We start from the raw sequence: 25,009 nt of genomic DNA on the forward strand, positions 1-25,009 counted from the left end.
ACGCCGCAACAGACGTCAAAGACCGCGCCACCGACGCCAAAACCAACGTCCAAAACACCTGACCCGCCACTGAACGCGGCACGAAGAGGCACGAGCACTACCTGAGAGGCCGGCCCCGCCATTCCGCGGAGCCGGCTTCTCAGTTTTCGCACCCCGATCGATAGGACACACCATGGCCCCCCATGACGCATCCGAGAGCAGCACGGCCAAAGCAGGCCAGGCGCCGGATCCAAACGACTCCCGGAAGCCGGACAGCCCCAAGGACCTGGACAAGCCGAACTGGAAGTACATTGCCAAGAAGACCTTGCGCGAGTTCAACCAAGACCAGTGCCCGGACCTCGCAGCAGCGTTGACCTACTATGCCGTCCTGTCGCTGTTCCCGGCCATCCTGGCACTCGTGTCACTGATCGGTCTTTTCGGGGACCCACAAAAGACCACCACTGCCCTGCTGGACATCGTCCGTGGTTTTGCCCCTGCCGAGACGGTCAACACCGTCAGCGGCACGGTCTCGGAACTCGCCAACGCTCCGGCGGCCGGGCTGACGCTGGTTATCGGTCTTGCCACCGCCCTATGGTCCGCTTCCGGATACGTTGGTGCTTTCGGCCGTGCGATGAACCGCGTCTACGAGGTGGATGAGGGGCGACCGTTCGTCAAGCTGCGCGGCACCATGCTGGTGGTAACCCTCCTGGCGGTAGTCATCATCGCGATCCTGGCAGGCATGCTGGTGCTCAGCGGCCCGGTCGCGGAAGCGGTTGGCGGCTTGATTGGCCTCAGCGGTGTTTTCCTCACCATCTGGAATATCGCCAAGTGGCCGGTCATGGTGGGCCTCATCATCGTGATCATCGCAGTGCTCTACTACGCCACCCCCAACGTCAAGCAGCCCAAGTTCAAGTGGATGAGCATGGGTTCCGCCATCGCACTGTTCGTCTTCCTGCTCGCCTCGCTCGGATTCGGGTTCTACGTTGGCAACTTCGGCAATTACAACAAGACCTACGGTGCACTGGGCGGTGTGATCGTGATGCTGCTGTGGCTATGGATCCTGAACATGTCCTTGCTCTTTGGCGCTGAGTTTGACGCCGAGATGGAACGGGGCCGTCAGCTCCAGGCTGGCATCGAGGCTGAAGAGACCATCCAGCTGCCGCCGCGCGACACCAAGAAGAGCGAGAAGTTGCAGAAGCAGGAGGAAGAGGACATCCAGCACGGCCGGGAACTGCGTGAAAAGTACAGTGCCCAAAATGGTAACGGCGGCGAAGAAAATTCCGGCCAGGATAACAACGCGAAGCAGGAGACGGAGCCGCACCGTGATCGCGTCCGGAATAAACTCCGGGATTCCAATGGCAGCCAAGGGAACGGCAGCCGCTAGTTTTCTCAGCCGACAGTTTTTTAAGAGGGGCCGGCAGTTCTCTTGAGAGGCACAGTGTCCGACCCCGGGCACTGTGCCTCTCTTTATGCACCGCGTTCCCAGCAGGCACTAGGCAGGACCCCCAAGATGGGGGAAAATTGTAGTGGAGGTCCTGTTGAGGCTTCCCGGGCTGACAAGGTGGCCCGGGACAAGGCGGGGCCGGCGGCGAGATGGCCTCTTCTGAGACCGAGGCCAGTCCCCCCAGTCGCCGTCGGCCCCCTCGATCCTTAAGAGGCGGCGGCCGTGACTGGACAAGCGGCCCGTACTGCAATACTTTCGAGATTACTCTGCTGGCTCCTTCGGGCGCCGGCAGGACCGCTGAAGCAGATACGGCGGCATCACGGTCGACCCCGAATGAGCGGACATGCCTGCTACACATTTTGAAGAATTTCTTGCCGAAGCAGTTGTCCCGGACAGGGAGCCGGGGCTTGGCCTCGGACGTGACGAACTGTACGGTCTTTACACCAGCTGGTGCCTCCTCCACAAGGCCCTTTTGCAGCCGCCGGAAGCGCTGTGGGATGCCCTTTTGGAGCATGGCATCAACCCGGACAGCAATAACCTGTCGATGACCGGTCCCGCAGCTGCCGACTACATCGTGGCAAGCGCCCCGGACCTGGTCTGACTTCCTGAACCGGCCTGTTCCTACCGCGACTGTTGCGGCCTCACGCCTTCAGGTTTGCCTGCTTCGGCTGCAAGGAAAGCACTGTTGGAGTGTGCTGCCGCTGGCTAGCATGAAGGCATGACCGGGGGCGTCGGCGTCTCCGGACCAGCCGAAGGGATGTGGCGATGGGTTTGGATGACAAGATCGACAATGCCGCGGAAAAGCTTGCAGGCAAAGCCAAGGAGGCATCAGGCCGGGCATCGGATGATCCGGGGCTTGAGGCGGAAGGCAGATTGGACCAGAGCAAGGCCGATTTGAAGCAGGCCGCGGAGAAGGTCAAGGACGCGTTCAAGAAGGAATAGCTCCACCATGCAAAGGGCTGCTGCGTTATCGCAGCAGCCCTTTGCTTTGCTCTGACAGTCCCCTGCCCCGCCTTGGAGTGCCCGCCGCTGAATGCCGCACGCGGGCAGCGGCAAAGCGGGGTGGCTTACGACGCCGGTTCGGTCACCGCTGCGGTGGGAGCCATGGTCTCAGCGTTGACCATCCACGCCAGCTGCTCCAGCCGCTCAATGGCTGCGTGCAGGAGGTCCGCGCTGGTGGGGTCCTCCTCGTCAACCTCATCGTGGACATCACGCATGGTCTGGACCGCCCGCTCCAGCCGGGCAGTGATCAGCTGGACCGTGTCCCTGGTGGAAACCAGCCCTTCCGGAAATTCTTCGAGGCGGTTGCCCGCTGAGACCGTGCTGCTGCGGCCGTCGGGCAGGGCATGCAGGGCACGCATGCGTTCCGCGGCCTGGTCAGCGAAGAGCCGGGCAGCAGCGATGATCTCATCGAGCTGCAGGTGCAGGTCTCGGAAGTTCGTGCCCACGAGGTTCCAATGGGCCTGTTTTCCCTGCAGGTGCAGCTCGATAAGGTCGGTAAGCACCATTTGCAGGTTACTGGCAAGGGTGGGTGAAGCTTTCATTAATTTCCTCCACTGCTGCTGTCTGTCCGGACCTGGTTCCGGCCGAAATTAATTCTAAGCATACTTACCACTTTCCTGGTGCAAAGGAGTTCCGCAGGGGGTGAAGAGCGCCGGCGGGAGCTACAGGACCCGCGCCAAGGCGAATCCGTCCCACCCCTTTGACCCGACAGTCTGTATGACAGTGGCATCCAGTCCCGGGTGCTCACCCAGTAACTTAAGCGCGTCGATAATCCCGGGCGCGTTCACCGGGTCCATCTCTGGATTCAGGACCGCTCCCTCCCAGATCGTGTTGTCCAGGACAACAGTGGCGCCGGACCGGCCCAACCGGACCGCCCATTCCAGGTAGCGGCTGTTGTTTTCCTTGTCCGCGTCAATGAAGATGAAGTCGAACGGTTCCCGGGCCTCTTCCTCCAGGGCCGCCAGGGTATCCAGTGCGGGTCCCAGCCGGATCTCCACTTTCTCCCCCAGGCCGGCGGCGTCGATGTTGGCCCACGCTACCTCTGCGTGCTTGGGCAGGTATTCGCACGTCACCAGCGTGCCGCCGTCGGGAAGGCCCCTGCCCATCCAGATGGTACTGAATCCGGCAAGCGTGCCTATCTCGAGTATCCGGCGTGCGCCGGAAAGCTGAACCAGGAGCTTCAGGAGCTTGCCAGCATTAGGCGCCACTTCAATCGGGGGCATGCCGGCCTCCGCAGCCGAGCGGATGGCCTGCTGCAGCGCCGGATCGGGATGGACCACAACGTCGGACAGGAACTCCTCCGTGGCGACCCACTCCGGGCGGGGCTTGTGCTCGAACATTTCCACAGTTTGGCACGGGGCGGCGTGCGGGTCCAGAGAGGGTTTGGGGACGTGCGGGCGGGCCTCGCGCCGGTTCAGGAACCGTCGGAGAGGGCCCCCTCCAGCCGTTCAACCTTGCCGGTCAACTCTCCCGTGTAGCCGGGCCGAATGTCCGCCTTGATGACCAGGGACACCCGGCTGCCGTAGCGGCCCACCGCTTCGGTGGCCCGCTTCACCACATCGAAGACTTCGTCCCACTCGCCCTCAATGGTGGTGAACATCGAGTCCGTCTTGTTGGGAAGCCCTGATTCCCGGACGATTTTGACGGCGGCGGCAACGGCGTCGTGCACTGACGCATCGGCAGGACGGGCACCTTCGCTGGGAGCACCGGAGGGGGCAACAGAAAATGCAAGCAACATGAAGCCAGTGTGCCATGCCCCGCCGATGTGGTGCCGGGCACCAAAAGCGGCGACGCGTCACAAAAGCCCCTACCCTCCAGTAACGGTGAACGCCGAAAGCTCCGTTGCTAACCTTTTCGCATGAGCCTCGCAGTCGCCCGCAAACCACTCCGCGCCGACGCCGCGCGGAATGTGGACAAGATCATCACAGCGGCGCGCCAGTGCTTCCGCGAATTTGGCCCGGAAGTACCCCTGCAGACCATCGCAGCCACGGCCGGAGTGGGTCCCGCGACCCTTTTCCGTAACTTTGCAGACAAAGAAGAGCTGGTTCTCGCGGCGCTGAACCGGCAGCTCCGCCTGACGGTGGATCCGGTGATGGACGGTGCCCTCGCGGACATCGACGCCGCTGCAGGCCTGATGCGGGTCCTGGAGGCACTGATGGCTGCTGCCAGCGCCGATGCCAATCTGCTGGGTGCAGTAGCAGGTCGGCGCCAACTCCTGACCGGCATCACGGGCTCCCTGATGGAATCGATGAGTGTGCTGCTGGTGCGCGGGCAGGGCCAGGGGAGCCTGCGCGCGGACATTTCCATGACAGATATGTTCCGGCTGCTCGCAATGCTGATTAGCGTAGTAGACACCATGGAACCGGGTTCTGAGGCTTGGCGGCGCCCGCTGGCCCTGGTTGAGGATGCCATCTGCACGGTGCGGCCAAGCCGCCCGCTTCCCGCGCACGTTCCGGTTCCGCATTCCCCTGCCGTGGGGCCACAGCTGGACTAAGGACTTGCATCCGCAGGGCTTCACCTGGAGGCTGCGGGAGGAGCTGGAAAGAGTTGCGGCACAAGGCCCGACGGCGGCCAGGGGCCGCCCTCCCGTGGCGCCATTGTGGGTGTACAGCGGGTGCAATAGACTCGAGGAGGGTTACGCAGCCAGCCCGTCTCTGCCTTTGAGATGGAGTCACCCATGCACCAGTTCAGGCATCACCGGCGCCCAACGGCCGCACCGCGATGAACAGCTCCAAACTTAACCATTACCTGAACGATCCCCGCGGGCCGGAAGAAGTTCTTCCGATATTGACCGCCGAGGATCTCGCAAACCTCCTGGATGCCCTGTACCGGAACCTCGACACGCCCGAACCCGAATTCGGTGCGCAGGCATGGTACGAGATGGCTGTCGAAGAAAGCTGCCGCAGGTCGGCAGCTTCACCTGACGGCGCCGCCCACGGAGTAGCCTAGCCCCACCTGTGCAGGCAGCTGGGCCGGCATCGCTTGAAGCCCCCGCTACCCCTTCCTCCGCGCTAACTCTTCCACCGCATCTTTGCTCGTCAATCACATGACTCCTGTGCTCACGCGAGCCACCAGGCAATCGGTGTGCACCGCCGGCAATTTCCCAGCCGGCCAGGCCGTTATTCCCCGTCACGTTCCCCGTGCTGCCCCACGCCGTGGGGCTGCTCCGCATGGTGCTGTTCGTGATGGTGGTACTCGTTGGGAGTGTGGCTCTTGGCCTCCATGAGATGCTGCTGCAGCTTTTCCTCGGCGTCCCGCCGTCGTCGGGCGGTGTCCCGGATATCCCTGGTGGATTTCGAACCTCCCGGATCGAGGTATGTTTGCCGCGACTTCCCGCGATGCTCCGGTCCAGGCACGGCCTCAGCTGGTTTCCCGACGGTCTGACTGCCGTCGTCTCCGGGAACGGCATCTCCAGGATCTTGCCCACTCTCCGGCTGTCCCGGGCGCGGTTGATCACTCATCGCGGTTCCTCCTTTATGGCTGCCGCACTGGCTGCCGGGCTTCCTAGCCGCTGCCGGGGCCTTCCTGGCCGCCCCTGTCCCGAAGCTCCCGATGCACCAAGGCCTGCAGCGCCGGTATCTGGGACGCCGGATCCAGGTCAAGGGCGCTCCGCAGGCTCTGAGAGAGTAATTCCAGGTCCCCTGGCGGGACGTCCGACAAGCGGGCAAACCGGGTGAAGAAGCGTTTGGCAGGAAGGCCGGCCCGGCGTCGAACATTCTTTTGGTGCGGGCGTCCGGCTCTTTCCCCGGCTGCGTGCAGCTTATTTTTCATGGTTCCCATTCCTGCGGGTTTTCCATGGCCAACTGCATAGCCGCTCTTATAATACAACCGGCGGGGCCTGATGCATGTGATCCCTGCCACTCTTTCGGGGCCGTTTAGCCAGCCTCAGTTCCAGCCAAGGATCCTCAGCAGCGCTGCGGTGCCCGCCCCTGCAAGGACCACCACCAGGAAGGGTGCCCGGAGGGCCAGTGCGATGCCGGCGGCCGCGAGTGCGCCGAGCCGGGCGTCGGCAGCCAGCACCTGACCGTTGGCGAGGGTGTTCACTATGGTCAGGGATGCCAGCAATCCAATGGTCATGGTGCCCGCTACCCGGGACATCCGCGGATTCTCCAGAAGCCGGGCGGGGACAAAGTAGCCCACCAACTTCCATGCATAGGCCGCTGCACAGGCCACCAGGAGCCAGAACCACAAATTCATTCAGCTGCTCCAGTCCCTGAACCGGCCGCGTGGTCCGCTCCGCCCTGCCCGGACCCGCCAGGCTGCCCGCCATGCCCGCCGTGCCGGTGGCGTTCCCGGTAGGGGTCCACGTCAGGCTCCAGGCCTTCGTCGCTGCGGCCGTGGCTGAACCAACCGATTACGGCTGCCACCACGGCTGCCACCAGGATGGGAACACCGGCCGGAACGACCGGCACAGCCAGGACCGTGGCAACGGCGCATACGACGGCAATGGCAACCGGCTCGCGTCCCTTCAGCCGCGGCCACAGCAAACCGAGGAACGCAGCCACGGCCGCGCCGTCAAGTCCCCACTGCTTGGGGTCCCCCAGGGCGCTTCCGGCCAGGGCACCCACCGCAGTGAACAGGTTCCAGAGCACATAGATCCCAATGCCCGCGGCCCAAAAACCGCGGCGCTGTTCCGCCGGGTCAGTCTGGCCGGTGCTGGTTGCCGTGGATTCGTCGATGGTCACCTGCGCGGCTGCGTACTTCCGCCAGCCCGTGGGGCGCAGCAGGGCGTTGAGCTGCATGCCGTAGATTCCGTTGCGCATGCCCAGGAGGGTGGCCGCACTCATCGCAGCGATGCCTGACCCGCCACCGGCCACTACCCCGATGAAAGCGAACTGCGAGCCGCCGCTGAACAAGAGCATGCTCAATGCCATCGTCTGCCAGAAGTTGAGTCCCGACGTGACGGAGAGCGCCCCGAAGGACACGCCGTAAAGCCCGGTAGCGATACTGATGGAAATACCCATCCGCACGGCCGGGGAAGCCAAAAGGGTCACAGCTCCGCTCCCCCGCCTGCCCGTACGCCCCGCGTCCGGAGGCTCCACGCCCATGCGATGAGCGGCGCCTGGAGCGGAAGCCGCAGGGTGTGAACCTTCCGCTGAACCGGGTTACCCTGCGGTCCGTAGGCGCGCCGGAGTGCGTCGAGGTGCCCTGCCAGGAACGCGGTGAACATTAGTGCCGTGCCTGTGGCGGCCAACCTGCGCGTGAACGGGACCAGGATGGCGACGGCGGCTGCGAGTTCCAGAAGTCCGCTCACGGCGATCCATTCATCCCTCGAAAGGATGGCAAGTGGATGGGCAGGGGCGGGGCTTTGGCCGGCGCCGGCGTCTTCCCGGCACAGGTAGTCCGGGACCACTGGGCGGTAGAAAGCGGGATCACGGAAATGCTTCATGGCGCTGGCCAGGAGCAGGGCGCTCATGCCGGCGGCGGAAAGATTCTGGACGGCCCGGCCGGAGCGGGGAAAAAGCATGGTTCCACTCAATCACAGGCATGCCGGGGTGCTGAAAAATGCAGCACCAGGACCCTGCTCCGGCAGCGCAACCAGAAACAGCCACCTTGCCGGTCCACGGCTATCTTCCCTGGGGTGTGGCCACCTGCAGCTGGGCAAGGACGCGGGAGGGGACATTGGTGGTGATTTCATGGACGCCCAGCTCCTGGCATAGGGCCACATCCTGCTCCGAGTCCGCGGTCCAAACCCTAAAGCGCCGCCCGGACTCCAGCCACCGCCGGACTGTCGCCGGATGCCGGCGGACGTAGGCAATGCCTGGACCGGCCAATCCCACCACACCGTTGTCCAGGATCCGTTCGCCCTCCAGCTGGGTGGCCTTCATCAGGTTGGCGATCGCACCCCCTGTTATCACCCCGAAGCCCAATCCGGTCCGGATCACCCGGATGTCCACGTCGTCCACCAACTGGCAGACATATTCCGGCGGAACCGAACGGAGCAGGTGCCGGATGGAGTCCGGGCTGAAGCTCATGAAAGTCACGGACACGTTGTCCAGGGACGAACTTCGGGGTTGCCACCCCTCATTCCGCAGCACCGCGAGCACCCTGTCCTCCAGCTTGAGCTGGTAAGGGCTGGGATGCTTGAGCTCGATGGCCAGTTTCACCGGCCGCCCGGCGGCCCGCAGTATGTCCAGGAGATCCGGCAGGGTCAGGAACTGTTCCGACCTGGCGCCGTATACCTCGGGGATGCGCACGCCCTTCCACGATGAGAAGTCCAGGTGCCGCAGTTCCCGCAGCGTCCGCTCCGCGACGGGCCCTGTCCCGTCCGAGGTCCGGTCCAGGTTGGCGTCATGCAGGAGGACAACGTGCTGGTCGCGGGTGAGGTGCACGTCGCACTCCACGCCGTCGGCGCCGTCCGCCAGGGCCTGCAGGTACGCCGCGCGGGTGTGTTCTGCGAACGCGGCGCTGGAGCCCCGGTGGGCAAGGACCAACGGCCGCTGCGGCACTGGCTCATCACTGGTCATGGAGACACGGTAGCCGACTGCGCGCATCCTGCGGGGCTAGGCTTGGCACATGCAGGTGAACTCTGAGCCAACGACCCGGGAAGCACATACAGGGCCCGCACCTACCGCAGCGCCCCGGATGAAGGCGCGTGCCGCCGTCGTCCACCATCTCAGTGCCGGTGACGCGGAAAAGGCGGCAGCGCTGCGGAAAATGAAGCTGGTGGCCCTGGGGCTGCTGGTGGCCATGGCCGTGATCTTCGTCTTCGCGTTTGCGCTGCAGAAGGAGTACCCGTGGCTCCAGTACGTGCGTGCGGCGGCGGAGGGCGGCATGGTGGGCGCTCTGGCCGACTGGTTCGCCGTCACCGCCCTGTTCAAGTACCCCATGGGCATCAAGATTCCGCACACCGCCATCATCCCGCGCCGAAAGGACCAGATCGGCGCCTCGCTGGGCGAATTCGTGGAGACCAACTTCCTCTCGGAGCAGGTGGTCCAGGACAAGCTGGCAAGCGTCAACATTGCCCGCCGCGCCGGTGAGTGGCTGGCCACCCCGGCAGGTGCTGAGCGGGTGGCAAAGGAAGGCGCCGCGCTCATCCGCGGTACCTTCAAGGTTTTGAACGACGACGACGTCCAGGCAGTCATCGAGGGCATGGTGCGTAAGCATCTGCTGGCTCCGCCGTGGGGGCCTCCGGTGGGCAAGCTGGCGGCGCGGATTTTCCATGACGGCCACCACCACAAGCTGGTGGACCTGCTGGTTGACCGTGCGGCCGACTGGGTGGACGACAACCATGACACCGTAACCGGGCTGGTCTCGGACCGCTCCCCCACCTGGGTCCCCCAGTTTTTGGACGGCCTGGTGGGCGACAAGGTGTACGTGGAGATGCTGAAGTTCGTGCGCGCGGTGCAGGCGGACCCTAACCACCAGGTGCGCCAGTCCATCGACAAATACCTGAATGACCTGGCACAGGATCTCCAGCACGATCCGGCCATGATCGCCCGGGCGGAAGACATCAAGGCCCAGGTCCTGGGCGACCCCGAGGTGCGGGAACTTGCCTTCCGCACCTGGGGAACCGTGAAGAACGCCCTGCTCGGTGCCGTGGACGACCCCCACAGCGAACTCACCGTCAAGTTCAAGGCAGCGGTCCGCGACTTTGGCGCCAGGCTGGTCAGCGAGCCTGAGCTTGCCGGCAAGGTCAACGCCTGGATCGGCGACGCCGCCAGCTACCTGGTCCGGACCTACCGGTCGGACATCGCCGGGGTCATCACGGACACGGTGGCCCGCTGGGATGCGGAGGAAACTTCGCAGAAGATCGAGCTCCAGGTGGGTAAGGACCTGCAGTTCATCCGGATCAACGGCACGGTGGTGGGCTCACTGGCCGGGCTTGCGATCTTTACGGTGGCGCACCTGATTTTTGGGTGACGGCTGCCCGGCTACGCGAAGGACTCCAGGTCAATGCCCGCACTTTCCAGTCCTGCGCGGACTGCGGCAGCCATCTCCACGGCACCCGGGGTGTCGCCGTGAATGCACAGGGAATCCGGGCGTACGCGCACCACCGTTCCATCCACGGCCACGACTTCTCCCTTGGCAGCCAGCCGCACTGCCCGCTCAACGATGGCATCGACGTCGTGCAGGACGGCGCCCTCCTCCGAGCGCGGAACCAGCGTGCCGTCCCCGCGGTAGGCGCGGTCCACGAAGGCCTCGATGAACACCGGGTGCCCGGCGTCCTTTGCCTGCTTCAGCAGCTCCGAGCCGGGCAGCCCCAGGACAGGCAAACCAGGATCATAGGCGTTCACTGCTGCCACCACCGCTGAGGCCTGTTCGGCGTCATGCACCAGCCGGTTGTACAGCGCGCCGTGCGGCTTCACGTAGTCCACCGAGGCGCCCACGGCGTGCGCCACGCCGTCGAGCGCGCCCAGCTGGTACAGCACGTCCCCGAACAGCTCGTCAAAGCTCATGTCCAGGGAGCGTCGGCCGAAGCCTGCCAGGTCCCGGTACCCCACGTGCGCACCGACGGTGACATCGAGCTCGTAGGCTGCCCGGCAGCTGTCCAGCATGGTCACGGGGTCGCCGGCATGGAAGCCGCACGCCACGTTGGCACTGGTGACCAGCTGGAACATGGCGGCGTCGTCTCCCATAATCCAGGAGCCGAACGATTCGCCAAGGTCAGCGTTGAGATCCAAGGGTGTTGCCTTCCAGCTTCAGGTTGTCCGGGGCTGCAGCGTTGAGCTCCCCGGGGATGGTGTCAGGCATGGGACCAAATGCTTCCTTCGCATTGGCCACCACCGCACGGCCCATCACGAGGTTACCGGCTCCGCCCACCACGGCGCCGATACCGAACGGCAGGGCGCGGCCGAACAACGCCGTCCCCTGCCGCTTCAGCAGGTTCTTGAGGAAGGCTTTCTGGATCCGGTTCCGCACCGAACCGAAGGAGGGCACGGACATGGACTTGGAGAGCACATTGCCCCAAGTGGCGTTCATGCCCTTGCCTGCCCCCTGCCCGCTGAGCGTTCCGAGCAGCGCAGTTCCTTCCTCACCGAGCATCAGGGCCATCACCATGGTGCTGGCCTTCTCCGGGTTGGTCAGGCGGATGCCGTGCAGCTCCGCCAGAGAGGTGGCGTAGAGAGCGGTTGCTTCCAGGAACCCCACGGTGGCGGCCGCGGAGAGGCCCAGGGACGCTACAGTGCCCACGCCGGGAACGACGGCGGTGGCTCCCACCAGCGCCCCGCCGCCCGTGACGGCGCGAAGATAGTCCCGCTCCAGGACGTCCGCCAATTGCGCCGCCGTCGCGCGGGGGTGCTTCTTCTGAAGCCGGCGGATGTAGGCAAGGACCAGCGGACGCTGGATCTCCACCGCCCGGAGCAGCGCGTTATGGACGCCCGGTTTGGGATTCCCTTCGGCGTCGAACACGGCGTTGTGGGCGGTTTCGCTTGCGATTCGTACTGCGGGATTGCTGCGCTTGGCCATAGTCACCTCTGTTGGTCTCGCCGGCCGCGCTGGTTGCGGCCTTCCCTAATACTAAGGTTGCTTAACACTAGGCCACCGAATGCCGGTGCCCCACCCTGTCCATCCGAGGGTAGCCTTCCGGCTGTCCGGGCAGGCGCCCCAAGCCTAGACTTACCGTATGCCCACCCCCAAGGCCCTGCGGCCCTTTGCCCACCGTGAGTACAGGGTGTTGATCGCAGCGCTGGCCATCTCCATTTTTGGCTCAGGAATGTGGGCCGTGGCCATGGTGTACCAGGTGATCCACCTTGGCGGCGGCCCGCTGGAACTTTCCCTGGTGGCCGCAGCTGGCAGCGTGGGCCTGGTGGCATTCGTGCTGGCAGGCGGAATCGCCGCGGACCGGATCCCCCAGCGCCGCTTGATCATCGCCGTGGAGGGAGCGAACCTGGCGGTGATAGCCAGCGTGAGCGGGCTGGCCGTGGCCGGGCTGCTCCAGCTCTGGCATGTGGCTGCAGGGTCCTTTGTCCTCGGCGTCGGCGCCGCTTTCTTCTTCCCCGCCTACTCCGCCATCCTGCCGCGGATCCTGCCCGCCCAGGACCTGCTGGCAGCGAACGGGATGGAAGGGACCATGCGCCCCGTCCTCCAGCAGGCCGCCGGCCCGGCCGTGGCGGGCATGGTGGTGGCTGCGCTCTCGCCGTCACACGCTGTCACGGCAGTGGCCTTATGCCACCTCCTGGCCTTCATCGTCCTGAACTTCCTGGGCCAGCACGCACTGGCTGCTCCGGTGGATGGCGCCGGGAACGGCGCGACCAGAGGGGGCCGGGGCAGGTCGACGTTGCTCCATGACCTGCGTGAGGGCGTCAGCTACACGCTGCGCACCCCATGGCTGCTCTGGACCCTGATTTGGGCGTGCATCTCCGTGCTGTTCCTGATCGGCCCCATCGAGGTTCTGCTGCCCTTCGTGGTGCGGGACCAGCTCGGCGGCGATTCGAGCATGTTCGGCTTCCTCCTCGCCGTGATGGGCGTCGGCGCCGCACTGGGCTCGCTCGTCACCGCCTCCCGGCGGCTGCCCCGGCGCTACCTCACGGTCATGATGGTGAGCTGGGGAGCGGGCAGCTTCCCGCTGGCTGCCGTTGGAATCATGGACAGCTTCTGGGCGATCGCCGCCGCGTTGTTCATCTTTGGTGCCACCGGCAGCGTGGGCATGGTCATCTGGGGCACTTTGCTGCAGCGGCGCGTCCCGCCGCACCTCCTGGGCCGGGTTTCCAGCCTGGACTTCTTCGTGTCGCTTGCCCTGATGCCCGTGTCCATGGCACTGGCGGGGCCGGCTGCCGAGGTCCTGCCCCTCTGGCTGATCTTTTTGGTGGCAGGCGGGGTGTGCCCTGTCATGGCGGTTATCGCGTTGGCCGTGGCACGGATGCGCGACGACGAGACGGCCCACCCCCTGGACCGGTCACCTGAGGTGGAACGTGCGGCGGCGGGCGGGGACTGAAGCGTCCCACCCTGCCGCCGGGCACGTCACTTAATTGTTTGCGCGCACCACCGGGATGCTCGCCGTCGGATGTCCGCTGGGGAAGACGGTGGGTTCCGGTTCCGGCACGGGCGCAAGTGGCACCTGGACGGGCTCTGCGCCCACCGTGAGGAGCTGTCCGCGGACGCCCACGTCCAGGGCCTGGCCTTCCTGGACGGTCAAGGTGATGGTGCCCGCGTCCAGCTCCACCCGCAGCAACCGGCCGCGGATCTTGAGGTGGAACGCCAGCCCTTCCCATTCGGCCGGGAGCCGCGGGTCGAAGTATGGTGCGGGTCCCTGGTCCCGCAGCCCTGCGAAGCCGTTCACCAGGGAACTCCAGACACCGCCGGTGGAGGCGATGTGCACGCCGTCGATGGTGTTGCCGTGGGTGTCGTCCAGGTCGATGAAAGCAGCATTCGTGAAGTGCTCAAGCGCCTCCCGCGAGTACCCCACCTCGGCGGCCATGATGCCTTGGACGCACGCGGACAGCGTTGAATCCCCCGTTGTAAGGGGGTCATAGAAATCGAAGGCGCGCTGCTTCTCCTCCGCACTGAAGTCCTGCCACTGCAGGAACATTGCCAGCACGGTGTCCGCCTGCTTCAGGACCTGGTGGCGGTAGATGACCAGCGGATGGAAATGCAGGAGCAGGGGGTACTTGGACCGGGGCGTGGTCCAGTCCCAAGGCTCGAGGGTCATGAAGTCGTTGTCCTGCGAGTGCACCTGCATGCGCTCATCAAACGGCAGGTGCATGCGGTTTGCCGCCGCCTCCCACAACTGCCGCTCCTCCTGGGTGATGCCGGCATGTTCCAAGGCAGCGGCGGCACGCAGGTTGAAGCGGGCCATTACGTTCGTGTACAGGTTGTCGTTCACCACTGCGGTGTACTCGTCCGGACCGGTGACGCCGTGGATGTGGAAGAGGCCATCCTTGCCAAAGAAGCCCAGCGAAATCCACATGCGGGCTGTCTCAATCAGCAGTTCGGCGCCCAATCCGTCCCGGAAGGCGGTGTCCCCCGTTGCCCAGACATACCGGTTGGTGGCGAAGGCAATGGCGGCCGCGATATGGAACTGCGCCGTACCGGCTGCGTAGTACGCACTTGCCTCGAGCCCGTTGATGGTCCGCCACGGAAACAGGGCGCCGTCCACGCTGAGTTCCTTGGCCCGGATCTTGGCCTCGGGCAGGATGGCGTGCCGGAATTCCAGGACCTGCCGGGCGCCCTCCGGATTGGTGTAGGTCAGGTAGGGCAGGAGGTAGACCTCCTGGTCCCAGAAGTAGTGGCCCTCATAACCGGAGCCCGTCACCCCCTTGGCGGGGATCCCTGCAACGCCCGCGCGTGCCGTGGCCTGGGCAAGCTGGAACAGGTTCCAGCGGATGGCCTGCTGGAGCACTGGCTGGCCGGCCACCACGATGTCCGCGACAGCCCAGTACTCCCGGTAATGCGCTTCACTTTCGGCGAAGATCTCCCCGACGGACCGGAGGCCTTCCTCTGCCACCTCGGCTGCATCAACGGATGGGTCCTGGGCTGCCGCGGCGGCGGCATAGCTGACGCTCTTTTCCAGCCGGAAGGGCTCATTGGCGCTGATTGCCAGGACGTAGCGGACGCTGCTGTCATCCTGGTCCACCCGGGTCTCGAACGGCTGGTGTCCGGAGGAGGTCCAGTGGTCCACTGCCAGGCCCACGCGCTGCTTGGATTCGGCTGCTTCCCAGGCCAGCCGGAGCGACCCGTCTCCGCCGTCCAGGCGCAGGGGCAGCAGCACGCGTCCAGCGTGGCGGCCCGCCCGGCGGGGATCGTGCGCGGAATGGTCTTCCACCGGCTGGTCCTGCCGGTTGATGACCGACGAGGTGACGTCCGCCGAGATGTCGCGGTCGGTGGCCACTTCCAGGGAGATGCCAAGGCTGCCACGTGAGGCGAAACCAACGGCCCGGCGTTCAGTGGTGGTGACTACCGCGCCGGAGCGGCACTGCCAGGTGATCCGACATTCGTAAAAGCCCGTGGAAAAATCCACCGATCGCCGGTAATCCAGGACCTCGGACTCGGCCAGCGTGAGCGGTTCGCCGTCGATGATCAGGGTGAAATTGTTGGCGTCCGGGATGTAGAGGATGCGCTGGCCGGTGCGGGCGAAGCCAAAGGCGTTTTCAGCGTGCTTAATGTCCCAGATCTCGTGCAGCCCGTTGACGAAGCTGCCCGGCAGGTCCGAGTCGGCAGCCGCCCAGTGCGCACCGCGGATTCCCAGATGGCCGTTGCCGAGGGCAAAGAGGGTCTCGAGCGTCCCCTCTTTGCCCGGTTCGTGGCGGGTTTCAACGAGCTGCCAGGGCGTGTTGGGGAACCTTTCGTGGTCCGCTGAGATGAAAGCCATGGTGTTGGTCCTTTGGCGTTTAGCCGGACAGCCGGTGTGCTGCCGGCCGGGGATGCTGATGGGGAGGAAGAGTTTACTGGCGCCGCCGGGGGTGGCGGCAGGCGCTGCCGGGGGCAGCAGGTCCCTAGGGCAGGAGTTCGCTGAGGTCCCTGACCACCAGGGTGGCTCCAGCTTCAAGCAGCGTTTGCCGACCTGCGCCGCGATCCACCCCGATCACCGAGTGGAAGGATCCTGCTTTGCCGGCCTGGACTCCGGAGACTGCGTCCTCAACCACCACGCACTCCTCGCTGGGCAGGTCCAGCAGGCGGGCGGCGTACTGGTAGGTGGCGGGGCTGGGTTTTCCCGGCAGCCCTTCCCTGGCTGCCACCACACCGTCCACCACCACTGGGAAGTGGACAGTGAGTCCGGCGGCGGCCAGGACAGCGGGGGCGTTGCGGGAGGACGAGACGACCGCGACCTTCAGTCCGCGTTCCAGGGCGGCTTCGAGGAAGCGGACAGAGCCGTCGAAGGGTTCGACGCCGGCGCTGACGATGTCGTTGAAGATCCTGTTCTTGCGGTTGCCCAGGCCTTGGACCGTGGTGTTTGCGGCGTCGTCATCAGTGGGTCCTTCGGGAAGCACGATCCCGCGTGAGGCCAGGAAGTCACGGACGCCGTCGAAACGCGGCTTGCCGTCGATGTGGTCGAAGTAGTCGCTTTCGGTGTAGCCGGGAACTTCCGGCTGCTCGGCGAGGTAGTCCTCGAACAGCTCCTGCCAGGCCTGCTCATGTACGGTGGCCGTCGGCGTCAGCACCCCATCGAGGTCGAAGAGGATGGCGCCGGCACCGGTCCAGGCGGAGAGCGCCGCGGCGGCGTGGTCTGTTCTTGTCTTTTCGGTCATCAGCGGGTTGTCCTTTCAGGACGGCGGGCAGCCTCGAAACGGGGATGCTGTGGAGTGTGGAGGCCTCGACGCCCGAAACAATCTGCAGGCGGGCTGGACGGCGCCTGCGGAGGAACGCGGCGGCCTCGGGCCCTGCTGATCGTTGTACCCCCACCATTGTGGACACCATGCCCGTCCTGGGACAAGCCGGGCGTAACGCGCTGCGGCTGGGACAGCGAGCTCCGGGACGTTGTCCGGCTGCAGTAAATCGTCCGCACCGCGCTGATCTCCTTGTCCGCCCAGCTCAGGGGCCGCTACAACGGCCGAAGACGAGTGTAAGCGCTTACAAATTTGGCTGGCAACTGTTTATACCTTGCCTGTGGATAAGGTGCACTTCGCCGCCGTGGCACAGAAGCTAGCCGCGGGCAGGACCGTCTTGCCGAGGTACGTAGTGGCGGAGGAACACACTGACGTCCACCATCTCCGTCTTGGACATCGCATGGCCCATGCCGGGGTAGGTCCTGGCCGTGAGGAGGGTGTGCTGATGGAGCCACTCCTCGGTGTACGCGATGGCGTCTTCGTTGATGACCAGGTCGGCCTTGTCCCGCCCCCAGAAAAAGGGCGGCTTGGTATCGAAGGACTCGGTGAGGGACAGCAGTTCGTTTTGCAGGACAAAGCCGGAAAGGCCCACAACAGCCTCATAGTCCTTGGGGTGCAGGCGCAGGAGGGTGCTTGCCATCGCCATGCCCTGCGAGTATCCCAGCAGGCTGACGCTGCTGTGCTGGCCCTTGACGCTGTTGATCCAGCTCTGGACAGCATTGGCGGCCTTGATGACGTCAGCAAAGTCGTTGGCCAGGAAGTAATCCAGCAGGAACCAGCCCCAGCTGTCGCCAATAGGCATGGGGGCCCGGAGCGCCGCACAGGTGAACTCCCCGGGCAGGTATTCGAAGAGGCGGACCATGCGGGACTCGTCCGTGCCGTAACCGTGCATCATCACCAGCAAGGGAGTACCGGCCCGCTCGCCCTCAGGCTTGGACCATACGACTGTTTGCATTAAGTCAGCCTAGCCAGCAGTGGCGCACCCGAAGATGAGCCGTGCCGGTTGGAGGCCCATCAGGAACAGAAACGTGAGTCCCTTCCTGCACAGCCGTTACACATCTGAAACGCTCAGTGAGATGGCAAAGCGTTGATCGAGGCCCCCTCGAGCTGTAGCGTGGCGATCAACGGACAGCATGCTTAGCATCTGTCAGGGGCTAAGACAATGCCCATCCTCGACCAGAAGGAGCAAGACATGAGAATCGGATCCTCCATTTTCCTTATCGCCCTCGGCGCCATCCTCGCCTGGGCGGTTGCTCCAGGCTTGATCCCCGCCGTCGACCAGGTCCTCGTCGGGTACATCCTGATGGCCGTGGGCGTCATCGGCCTCGTCGCCTCCCTCATCCTGGCCTCGCCCGGCCGCAGCCGGCGCGTCAGTGAATCGCGATCCGTAGTGGATCCAAACACGGGCGAGCGCATCACCCGCAACGAAAGCCGCGACGGCGGACTGTAGCCGCCGCGAGGATTCCGCCGAAGTCCTGGCAGGAAAAATACATGAACCCGGAGAGCCGGGCCGGACCATAGTGGTCCGGCCCGGCTTTCTCGCTCCCACCCTTTGATCTTCGGCCAGATATGCCGGGCTGTGGGGCTTGGCAGTCGGAATTTGCCCAAAAGCTTCCCAGTCCGGGCGGCTCACGCCCGGCTACGGTGACAATTTTGTTTCGCGTGGGTTTCCATTGACAAACCAACACAACCAAAGATAAAGTCAAGTAACTCAACATCATGTGATGCCAGTCACGCAAAGGCAGCGCTCCGCACGCCAGGAGCAAAGCTGCAGCACCAGGACCACCAGCAGCCGCACCAAACAGCCTTACGCAACGGAGGGTATGTGTTCGCCGAGGAGCGCCAGCAGAAGATTGCCGAGCTTGTTGCCGGCAGCGGCCGGGTCAGTGTGACCCTCCTGGCCGAGCGCTTCCGCATCACCACGGAAACCGTCCGACGGGATCTTGCCGCCCTTGAAAATGCCGGAACGGTGCGCCGCGTCCATGGCGGAGCTGTTGCGGCAGACCGGTTCAGCACTACCGAGGAAAGTGTCAACGACCGGGCCATCCAGCGGCCGGACCAAAAGAGCCGGATCGCCGAGGCCGCCCTCGCCCTGATTCCCCGCAGCTCGGCCGGCAGCGTCCTGATCGACGGCGGCACCACCACCGAAGTGCTGGCCGACATGCTCTCGCGCCGCGCAGCCAATGACCCGTTGGGTGACACGGAACGGGAGCTGGTGGCCATCACCCACGCCGTTCCCATCGCCGGCAAACTCTCCAACGTCCCCGGGATCGCGCTGGATGTCCTGGGCGGCCGGGTGCGGGGAATCACCCAGGTTGCCGTGGGACAGGCAACCGTGGAGGCCGCCGGCCGGCTCCGTCCGGACATTGCCTTCATCGGCACCAACGGCATCCATGCCAGCTTTGGCCTCAGCACGCCCGATCCAGAGGAAGCCGCCGTCAAGGCAGCTTTCGTCCACTCGGCCCGCCGCATCGTGGTTCTGGCCGATTCCTCCAAGCTGGACACGGAAACCCTGGTCCAGTTCGCCTCACTGAAAGACCTGGACACCTTGATTACAGACAGCGAACCCGGCCCCGAACTGGCAGCAGCTTTGGAAGAAGCCGGCGTCGACGTGGTGATCGCATGATCGTCACTTTCACAGCCAACCCCAGCCTTGACCGTACCGTTGCACTGCCCGGCCCCCTGGAACGCGGCGAAGTGCAGCGCGCCGTCTCCGTCAGCCAGGAGTCAGGCGGCAAGGGCGTCAACGTCTCACGTGCTCTGGTGGCCTCGGGCCTGGAGTCCGTGGCGGTCCTCCCCGGAGCGGACAGCGACCCCGTGCTTGCCGGCCTCCGCGAAAGCGGGGTGCCCTTCGTTTCCCTCCCCATCGGCGAACCGCTGCGCACCAACGTGGCCCTCACCGAACCCGGCGGTGTGACCACCAAGATCAACGAACCCGGCCCTGTCCTGGACGAAAACCAGCAGGAAGCCCTCATCAAGCTGCTGCTGGAAAGCTCCCGCGGCGCCACCTGGGTTGTCCTCGCGGGCTCGCTTCCGCCGGGTTTCCCTGCCGATTTTTACGCAACCGTAGCCCAGCGGCTGCGCACATCCGCCGACGGCGCTGCCCCGCGCATCGCCGTCGACTCGTCCGGCCAGCCCCTCGCAGCCGCCCTGACCGGCGGCGCGGAGGGCATGCCGGACCTCCTCAAGCCCAATGCCGAAGAACTGGCGGAACTGGCTGCCGCAGCCGGATTCGCCTCCCCGGCCACCGCTGACGAACTGGAAGCGGACCCGGCTGCCGCCGCGGCAGCAGCCGCCGCCGTCGTGCGTTCCGGTGTGGGTGCTGTGCTGGCAACTCTCGGATCCAAGGGAGCTGTCCTGGTAACGGCCGACGGCGCGTGGCTGGCCACGCACCCGCCGGTCGCCGCAGTCAGCACGGTGGGCGCGGGCGATTCCGCGCTGGCCGGCTACCTGCTCGCCCACGGCCAGGGCGGCGCCCCGGCCGACTGCCTTCGGCAGGCGGTGGCCCACGGTGCCGCCGCCGCCTCCCTGCCGGGTTCCACTGTCCCGGCAGTCCACCAAACCACCCCGGACGCCGTAACCATCACGGCCCTTTGAAAGGATTGACAGTGACCCAGCTCATCACCACGGAACTGGTCGAGCTCGACCAGAACCTGGGCAACTCAACCGAGACGGTGATCCGGCACCTGGCAAGCAAAGTAGCTGCCACCGGACGCGCATCAGAAGTCGAAGGCCTCTTCGCCGATGCCTGGGCCCGCGAGCAGAAAACCGCCACGGGCATCCCCGGCGGCATCGCCATCCCGCACTGCCGGTCAGCCGCTGTCACCGAGCCCACCCTGGCCATGGCCCGCCTCAACCCCAAGGTGGACTTCGGCGCCAAGGATGGACCTGCAGACCTGATCTTCTTCATTGCGGCACCGGACGGAGCAGACCAGGCGCATTTGAAGCTGCTCTCCAAGCTTGCCCGCTCCCTCATCAAAAAGGACTTCACCGCAGCCCTGCGCGGCGCCTCATCCCGCGAGGAAATCGTGGAACTGGTGGACGGCGCATTGGCTGACAAGCCGGCTGCGCACGCAGCAACAGCCCCGGCCGATGCCGCCGCTTCCGCCGGCGCAGGTTCCGGTACCCTGAACGCAACCGGCCAGTCCGGAGCGTCGGCAGTAGCTGCCTCAGGCGACGGTTCCGGCCACGCCGGTCCCAAGCGCCTCGTCGCCGTCACGGCCTGCCCCACGGGCATCGCACATACCTACATGGCGGCCGACTCCCTGGTGGCAGCGGCCAAGGAAGCCGGTGTGGACCTTCAGGTGGAAACCCAGGGTTCCTCCGGCGCCAAGCCGCTGGACCCGGCCGTGATCGCCGCGGCCGACGCTGTCATCTTCGCCGTGGACGTGGACGTGCGGGGCAAGGAGCGCTTCGCCGGAAAGCCCGTCATCAACGCCCCCGTCAAGCGCGGCATCGACGAGCCTGCCAAGATGGTCCAGGAGGCGCTCGCCGCCGCCAAGGACCCCAATGCCCGCCGGGTGCCGCACTTCGGCGCCGAGGAGCAGGCCGACCAGGCCGCCGCGGAGAAGGGCGAGCACATCGGCCAAAAGCTCAAGAGGGCGCTGCTCACCGGCGTCAGCTACATGATCCCGTTCGTTGCCGGCGGCGGCCTCCTGATCGCCCTGGGCTTCCTGCTGGGCGGCTACGACATCACCGACGTGGCAGACGACGTTGTCCTCCAGAACAACTTCGGCAACCTGCCCGAGGGCGGACTTGCCACCTACCTCGGTGCCGTGATGTTCAAGATCGGTGCCTTGTCCATGGGCTTCCTGGTCCCTGCGCTGGCGGGCTACATTGCCTACGCCATCGCTGACCGCCCCGGCATCGCCCCCGGCTTCGTTGCCGGTGCAGTCTCCGGCTTCATGGGCGCCGGTTTCCTCGGCGGCATTGTGGGCGGCCTGCTGGCCGGCTACGTGGCACACCTGATCGGTACCTGGCAGGTCCCCCGCTGGCTGCGCGGCCTCATGCCCGTGGTCATCATCCCGCTGCTCGCTTCGATCGTGGCTTCCGGCCTGATGTTCCTTGTACTCGGCGGACCCATCGCCGGCCTCACTACCGCCCTCAACGGCTGGCTCTCCGGCATGACCGGCGCCTCGGCAGTGGTCCTGGGCATCATCCTGGGTCTCATGATGTGCTTCGACCTGGGCGGTCCCGTCAACAAGGTGGCTTACGCCTTCGCCGTGGCCGGGCTGAGTGCCGGCAGCGCGGACAACCAGGCCCCTTGGCAGATCATGGCAACCGTGATGGCTGCCGGCATGGTGCCCCCGCTGGCGATGGCCCTGGCCACGGTGCTGGACCGGAAGCTCTTCAGCCTGGCCGAGCGTGAAAACGGCAAGGCTGCCTGGCTGCTGGGCGCATCCTTCATCTCTGAAGGCGCCATTCCGTTCGCAGCCGCAGATCCGCTGCGCGTCATCCCCGCCAGCATGCTGGGCGGCGCCCTGACCGGCGCACTGACCATGGCCTTCGGAGTCACCTCCCAGGCACCCCACGGCGGCATCTTCGTGTTCTTCGCCATCGGCAACGTGCTGATGTTCGTGCTTTCGATCATCGCCGGCACCATCGTCACCGCCCTGGCCGTCGTGGCGCTGAAGCGCTGGGCAGCCCCCAAGACCGCTGCTACCGTGGAGAGCGTTCCCGCCACGGTCTGACCGGCCACCGACTACCGAACCGGCCCTGGACCAACAGCAAGCCGAAAGACAAAGGAGCAACAATGCCAGAACGCACCGCAACCGTCGCCAGCCGAGTAGGCCTGCACGCCCGCCCCGCCGCCATTTTCGCTGAGGCAGCCGGCGAGTTCGACCTTGACATCACCATTGCCCGCGAGGGCGAACCGGCCGACGAGGCCATGGATGCCGCCAGCATCCTGTCCCTCATGAGCCTGGGCGCCTCCCACGGCGACGTGGTGGTCCTGCGGGCCGAAGGGGATGGCGCCGACCATGCCCTGGACCGCCTGGTGCAGATCCTCGAAACGGACCACGACGCCGAGTAGCCGCCAAGGTTGGCAAGGCAGCTAAGTGCCGCGGCCGCCGTCGGGCCTTCCCACACAGGGGAAGCACACGACGGCGGCTGCCGGTTTTAAGCGCCTCCTCACCCAAGTAGGTAGCAGCAGGTGTCGTTATGGAGGCCCATAACGACACCTGCTGCTACCCAGTTGGTGCCTACTTTGCTTTCTTGGCGGTCAAGAGCAGGTACTCCCACTCCATCTGGAAGGGGGTATCACCGTGGGCGTCACCAAACGAATCCGCAAGTTCAGTGAGCGCCTGGTCCAGCGCCTTGACCTTGTCCCCGTCCGCGGCGATGAATTTGTAGACGGAGATGGTGGGGCCATAGTGGGACTTGAAGTAGCGGACGAAATCCTCAGGCCTGTGGAAGCTCCGGACGGCCAGTGCCTGTTTGCGGGCGTGGACCCCGGTAACCCTGTCCCCCAGCAGTTCGCGCACGTGATCCTCGCTCCCCCACAGCGGCGCCGGCTGGGCACCGGGCGGGGGCGGCGGGGCGAACGGCTTCATGGTGGCGAACATCCTGCCGATGAACCCGTCCGGGGTCCAGCTGAGAAGTCCGATGGTGCCGCCGGGCTTGCAGACGCGCACCAGCTCGTCGGCTGCTGCCTGGTGGTGGGGCGCGAACATGGCCCCGAGGCAGGACATGACAGTGTCGAACTCGTCGTCGCCGAAAGGCAGGGCCTCGGCGTCGGCTTCCTGCCACTCCAAGCTGACCCCACGGTTGGCGGCTTCCCGGCGGCCTGCCTCGAACAGCTCAGGCGTGAGGTCACTGGCAACCACTTTGGCGCCCATCATTGCCGCCGGGATTGCGGCGTTTCCTGACCCGGCGGCCACGTCCAGGACCCGCTGCCGGGAGGTGACGCCGCAGGCCTCCACCAGGATGGCACCGAGTTCAAGGAGCATTTCATCAGCAAGGGCGGGATAGTCACCGGAGGCCCACATGGCCCGGTGTTTCTGTTTGAGCTCCCGGTCCGCCTCCGTTGCCTGCGTCTGGTCGTTCATATCCGCGTCCCTCTCCTATGGCCGGTCAGAGTGGCAGCACGCTGTTGGCACAGCGGAGGCTGCGATGCGACTCATTGTGGGCGCGCGCGACGCCGCTGTAAAGAGGTATGGCTACCGGAAAGCAAGCAAGCTTAGTAGTTTCGTGTACATGGCAATAAGCACCGGGACACACGACAGGACCTACACGTCACGCCGGCTTGCGGGCCTTGGTACCGGTTGCCTTACCGGCGGTGGTCTTCGATGCAGGCTTGGCAGCGGTTTTGCCAGCCGTGGACTTCGCAGCCGTGGTCTTGCTGGCGGTGGCCTTGGCCGTGCTTGTTTTTGCGGTACCGGTCTTGGCGCCCGTGGACTTTGCAGCACCGGACTTGCTGGCAGTGGATTTTGTTTCCGTCTCCGTGCCGGCCTCGGCTTTGCTGGCCGTGGTCCGCTTCCGCGCCGGCTTCGCGCTGCCCGCCTCCCCACCGGATTCCCCGGCAGCTTCGCCGTCCGCACCGCCGGCAGCGGCTTCGGACCCGCCGCCGCGCTTGCGGTCCAGGCTCCGCTTCAGCGCCTCCATCAGGTCGATGACTTCGCCCTTGCCGCCCTCGCCTGCTTCCACGCCGAACGTCTCCTCGGTGTCCAGCGCGTCGCCCTGCTCCAGTTTGGCCTCGATGAGCTGGCGGAGCTGTACCTGGTAGTCGTCAGTGAAGGCGGCGGCATCGAAATCCGCGGCCATCGACTCCACCAGGGCAGCGGACATATCGCGCTCCTGGGGAGAGATCCTGATGGATGTCTCAAGGGACGGAAAGTTGGCCTCACGCACCTCGTCCGGCCACAGGAGGGACTGGAGCACCAGGACGTCGTCCTTGATCCGCAGGGCGCCCAGGCGCGTCTTCTCCCGCAGCGCGAACTGGACGATGGCCACCCGGTCTGTGTCCTCCAAGGCGCTGCGCAGCAACACGTAAGCCTTGGGAGACTTGGAATCCGGCTCCAGGTAATAGCTCTTCTCGAACATCATGGGCTCAAGTTGCTCGGACGGGACGAACTGCACCACTTCGATCTCGTGGCTGTTCTCCGCCGGGATCGCCTTAAGTTCGTCCTTGGACAGGATCACCGTCCGGCCGTCTTCCTCGTAGGCCTTCTCAATGTCCGAATAATCAATGACCTGGCTGCAGACCTCGCACCGGCGCTGGTAGCGGATCCGGCCGCCGTCGGCGTTGTGTACCTGGTGCAGACTGATGTCATGATCCTCAGTGGCGCTGTAGACCTTCACGGGCACGTTGACCAGGCCGAACGCGATGGCACCTTTCCAGATGGCTCTCATTCCTCAAGTGAACATCACGCAGCGCCGGAGG

General features: G+C 65.4%; 27 protein-coding genes. 12 read left to right on the forward strand and 15 right to left on the reverse strand.

Annotation, left to right across the window (positions count from 1 at the left end; translation table 11 throughout):
- The first annotated feature begins 172 nt into the window (after positions 1 to 172).
- From FDW84_RS01160 to FDW84_RS01170, 3 genes are all read left to right on the forward strand, one after another.
- A complete protein-coding gene (locus FDW84_RS01160) occupies positions 173 to 1,363 on the forward strand; it encodes a YihY/virulence factor BrkB family protein (protein WP_138605772.1) in 1,191 nt (396 codons plus the stop codon).
- A gap of 403 nt (positions 1,364 to 1,766) precedes the next feature.
- Positions 1,767 to 2,024, forward strand: coding sequence for a hypothetical protein (locus FDW84_RS01165; RefSeq protein ID WP_138605774.1), 258 nt, complete (start codon positions 1,767 to 1,769; stop codon positions 2,022 to 2,024).
- A 164-nt stretch (positions 2,025 to 2,188) separates the two neighbouring features.
- A complete protein-coding gene (locus tag FDW84_RS01170; protein WP_138605776.1) occupies positions 2,189 to 2,365 on the forward strand; it encodes a CsbD family protein in 177 nt (58 codons plus the stop codon).
- 125 nt (positions 2,366 to 2,490) lie between these two features.
- On the opposite strand, the gene FDW84_RS01175 is transcribed toward FDW84_RS01170, so the two are convergent.
- The 3 genes from FDW84_RS01175 to FDW84_RS01185 form a co-directional block, all read right to left on the reverse strand.
- On the reverse strand, positions 2,491 to 2,967 hold the full coding sequence (locus FDW84_RS01175; RefSeq protein WP_138605778.1) for a Dps family protein: 477 nt from the start codon (positions 2,965 to 2,967) through the stop codon (positions 2,491 to 2,493).
- A gap of 120 nt (positions 2,968 to 3,087) precedes the next feature.
- The gene (locus FDW84_RS01180; RefSeq protein ID WP_138605780.1) at positions 3,088 to 3,765 is read right to left on the reverse strand and encodes an O-methyltransferase; all 678 of its coding nucleotides are present in this window, start codon (positions 3,763 to 3,765) and stop codon (positions 3,088 to 3,090) included.
- A 74-nt stretch (positions 3,766 to 3,839) separates the two neighbouring features.
- Positions 3,840 to 4,163 carry a thiamine-binding protein gene (locus FDW84_RS01185; RefSeq protein WP_138605782.1) on the reverse strand — a complete coding sequence of 108 codons (324 nt, stop codon included), beginning with the start codon at positions 4,161 to 4,163 and terminating at the stop codon, positions 3,840 to 3,842.
- A 120-nt stretch (positions 4,164 to 4,283) separates the two neighbouring features.
- Here FDW84_RS01185 and FDW84_RS01190 point away from each other — a divergent pair, with 120 nt between their 5' ends.
- Both FDW84_RS01190 and FDW84_RS01195 read left to right on the forward strand, forming a co-directional pair.
- Positions 4,284 to 4,919 (forward strand): TetR/AcrR family transcriptional regulator, encoded by a 636-nt coding sequence (locus FDW84_RS01190; RefSeq protein ID WP_138605784.1) that lies wholly within the window; start codon positions 4,284 to 4,286, stop codon positions 4,917 to 4,919.
- A gap of 227 nt (positions 4,920 to 5,146) precedes the next feature.
- A complete protein-coding gene (locus FDW84_RS01195; protein WP_138605786.1) occupies positions 5,147 to 5,374 on the forward strand; it encodes a hypothetical protein in 228 nt (75 codons plus the stop codon).
- Between the two features lie 170 nt (positions 5,375 to 5,544).
- Here FDW84_RS01195 and FDW84_RS01200 read toward each other — a convergent pair whose 3' ends face one another.
- From FDW84_RS01200 to FDW84_RS01225, 5 genes are all read right to left on the reverse strand, one after another.
- Positions 5,545 to 5,886, reverse strand: coding sequence for a hypothetical protein (locus FDW84_RS01200; protein WP_138605788.1), 342 nt, complete (start codon positions 5,884 to 5,886; stop codon positions 5,545 to 5,547).
- Between the two features lie 424 nt (positions 5,887 to 6,310).
- Complete coding sequence (locus FDW84_RS01210; protein WP_138605792.1) at positions 6,311 to 6,622, reverse strand: AzlD domain-containing protein; 312 nt, start codon at positions 6,620 to 6,622, stop codon at positions 6,311 to 6,313.
- Positions 6,619 to 7,473 carry an AzlC family ABC transporter permease gene (locus FDW84_RS01215; protein ID WP_371419116.1) on the reverse strand — a complete coding sequence of 285 codons (855 nt, stop codon included), beginning with the start codon at positions 7,471 to 7,473 and terminating at the stop codon, positions 6,619 to 6,621. The genes FDW84_RS01210 and FDW84_RS01215 overlap by 4 nt, the downstream gene beginning before the upstream one ends.
- Positions 7,416 to 7,892, reverse strand: a complete 477-nt coding sequence (locus FDW84_RS01220) for a DoxX family protein (RefSeq protein ID WP_138605794.1) — start codon at positions 7,890 to 7,892, stop codon at positions 7,416 to 7,418. The genes FDW84_RS01215 and FDW84_RS01220 overlap by 58 nt, the downstream gene beginning before the upstream one ends.
- Before the next feature lie 100 nt (positions 7,893 to 7,992).
- Positions 7,993 to 8,892 carry a glycerophosphodiester phosphodiesterase family protein gene (locus tag FDW84_RS01225; protein WP_138606464.1) on the reverse strand — a complete coding sequence of 300 codons (900 nt, stop codon included), beginning with the start codon at positions 8,890 to 8,892 and terminating at the stop codon, positions 7,993 to 7,995.
- A 49-nt stretch (positions 8,893 to 8,941) separates the two neighbouring features.
- Between FDW84_RS01225 and FDW84_RS01230 the strand changes: the two genes are divergently transcribed.
- Entirely contained in the window at positions 8,942 to 10,288 is a 1,347-nt protein-coding gene (locus tag FDW84_RS01230) for a DUF445 domain-containing protein (protein WP_138605796.1), read from the forward strand.
- 11 nt (positions 10,289 to 10,299) lie between these two features.
- On the opposite strand, the gene FDW84_RS01235 is transcribed toward FDW84_RS01230, so the two are convergent.
- Both FDW84_RS01235 and FDW84_RS01240 read right to left on the reverse strand, forming a co-directional pair.
- Positions 10,300 to 11,049, reverse strand: a complete 750-nt coding sequence (locus FDW84_RS01235) for a LamB/YcsF family protein (protein ID WP_138605798.1) — start codon at positions 11,047 to 11,049, stop codon at positions 10,300 to 10,302.
- Positions 11,033 to 11,833: a hypothetical protein gene (locus tag FDW84_RS01240; protein WP_138605800.1), complete on the reverse strand. Its 801-nt coding sequence runs from the start codon at positions 11,831 to 11,833 to the stop codon at positions 11,033 to 11,035. The genes FDW84_RS01235 and FDW84_RS01240 overlap by 17 nt, the downstream gene beginning before the upstream one ends.
- A gap of 157 nt (positions 11,834 to 11,990) precedes the next feature.
- Here FDW84_RS01240 and FDW84_RS01245 point away from each other — a divergent pair, with 157 nt between their 5' ends.
- Entirely contained in the window at positions 11,991 to 13,301 is a 1,311-nt protein-coding gene (locus FDW84_RS01245) for an MFS transporter (RefSeq protein ID WP_138605802.1), read from the forward strand.
- Positions 13,302 to 13,331: 30 nt separating this feature from the next.
- Here FDW84_RS01245 and FDW84_RS01250 read toward each other — a convergent pair whose 3' ends face one another.
- The 3 genes from FDW84_RS01250 to FDW84_RS01260 all read right to left on the reverse strand — a co-directional run bounded on the left by FDW84_RS01250 (position 13,332) and on the right by FDW84_RS01260 (position 17,584).
- The gene (locus FDW84_RS01250; protein WP_138605804.1) at positions 13,332 to 15,674 is read right to left on the reverse strand and encodes a glycoside hydrolase family 65 protein; all 2,343 of its coding nucleotides are present in this window, start codon (positions 15,672 to 15,674) and stop codon (positions 13,332 to 13,334) included.
- A 124-nt stretch (positions 15,675 to 15,798) separates the two neighbouring features.
- On the reverse strand, positions 15,799 to 16,551 hold the full coding sequence (locus FDW84_RS01255) for an HAD family hydrolase (protein ID WP_138605806.1): 753 nt from the start codon (positions 16,549 to 16,551) through the stop codon (positions 15,799 to 15,801).
- A gap of 394 nt (positions 16,552 to 16,945) precedes the next feature.
- Positions 16,946 to 17,584 (reverse strand): alpha/beta hydrolase, encoded by a 639-nt coding sequence (locus FDW84_RS01260; RefSeq protein ID WP_138605808.1) that lies wholly within the window; start codon positions 17,582 to 17,584, stop codon positions 16,946 to 16,948.
- A gap of 237 nt (positions 17,585 to 17,821) precedes the next feature.
- Between FDW84_RS01260 and FDW84_RS01265 the strand changes: the two genes are divergently transcribed.
- From FDW84_RS01265 to FDW84_RS01285, 5 genes are all read left to right on the forward strand, one after another.
- Complete coding sequence (locus tag FDW84_RS01265; RefSeq protein WP_138605810.1) at positions 17,822 to 18,079, forward strand: DUF6458 family protein; 258 nt, start codon at positions 17,822 to 17,824, stop codon at positions 18,077 to 18,079.
- Between the two features lie 375 nt (positions 18,080 to 18,454).
- A complete protein-coding gene (locus FDW84_RS01270; RefSeq protein WP_138605812.1) occupies positions 18,455 to 19,255 on the forward strand; it encodes a DeoR/GlpR family DNA-binding transcription regulator in 801 nt (266 codons plus the stop codon).
- A complete protein-coding gene (locus FDW84_RS01275) occupies positions 19,252 to 20,226 on the forward strand; it encodes a 1-phosphofructokinase family hexose kinase (RefSeq protein ID WP_138605814.1) in 975 nt (324 codons plus the stop codon). Before FDW84_RS01270 ends, FDW84_RS01275 begins: the two co-directional genes overlap by 4 nt.
- An 11-nt stretch (positions 20,227 to 20,237) precedes the next feature.
- Positions 20,238 to 22,319 carry a PTS fructose transporter subunit IIABC gene (locus FDW84_RS01280; protein WP_138605816.1) on the forward strand — a complete coding sequence of 694 codons (2,082 nt, stop codon included), beginning with the start codon at positions 20,238 to 20,240 and terminating at the stop codon, positions 22,317 to 22,319.
- 62 nt (positions 22,320 to 22,381) lie between these two features.
- On the forward strand, positions 22,382 to 22,660 hold the full coding sequence (locus tag FDW84_RS01285; protein ID WP_138132601.1) for an HPr family phosphocarrier protein: 279 nt from the start codon (positions 22,382 to 22,384) through the stop codon (positions 22,658 to 22,660).
- A gap of 169 nt (positions 22,661 to 22,829) precedes the next feature.
- On the opposite strand, the gene FDW84_RS01290 is transcribed toward FDW84_RS01285, so the two are convergent.
- Both FDW84_RS01290 and FDW84_RS01295 read right to left on the reverse strand, forming a co-directional pair.
- On the reverse strand, positions 22,830 to 23,675 hold the full coding sequence (locus tag FDW84_RS01290) for a class I SAM-dependent methyltransferase (RefSeq protein WP_138605818.1): 846 nt from the start codon (positions 23,673 to 23,675) through the stop codon (positions 22,830 to 22,832).
- Between the two features lie 187 nt (positions 23,676 to 23,862).
- Positions 23,863 to 24,978 (reverse strand): non-homologous end joining protein Ku, encoded by a 1,116-nt coding sequence (locus FDW84_RS01295; protein ID WP_138605820.1) that lies wholly within the window; start codon positions 24,976 to 24,978, stop codon positions 23,863 to 23,865.
- Positions 24,979 to 25,009 lie beyond the last annotated feature (31 nt).

This window comes from Pseudarthrobacter sp. NamE5, from assembly GCF_005796225.1.
In the GTDB taxonomy this organism is placed as follows: Bacteria; Actinomycetota; Actinomycetes; order Actinomycetales; family Micrococcaceae; genus Arthrobacter.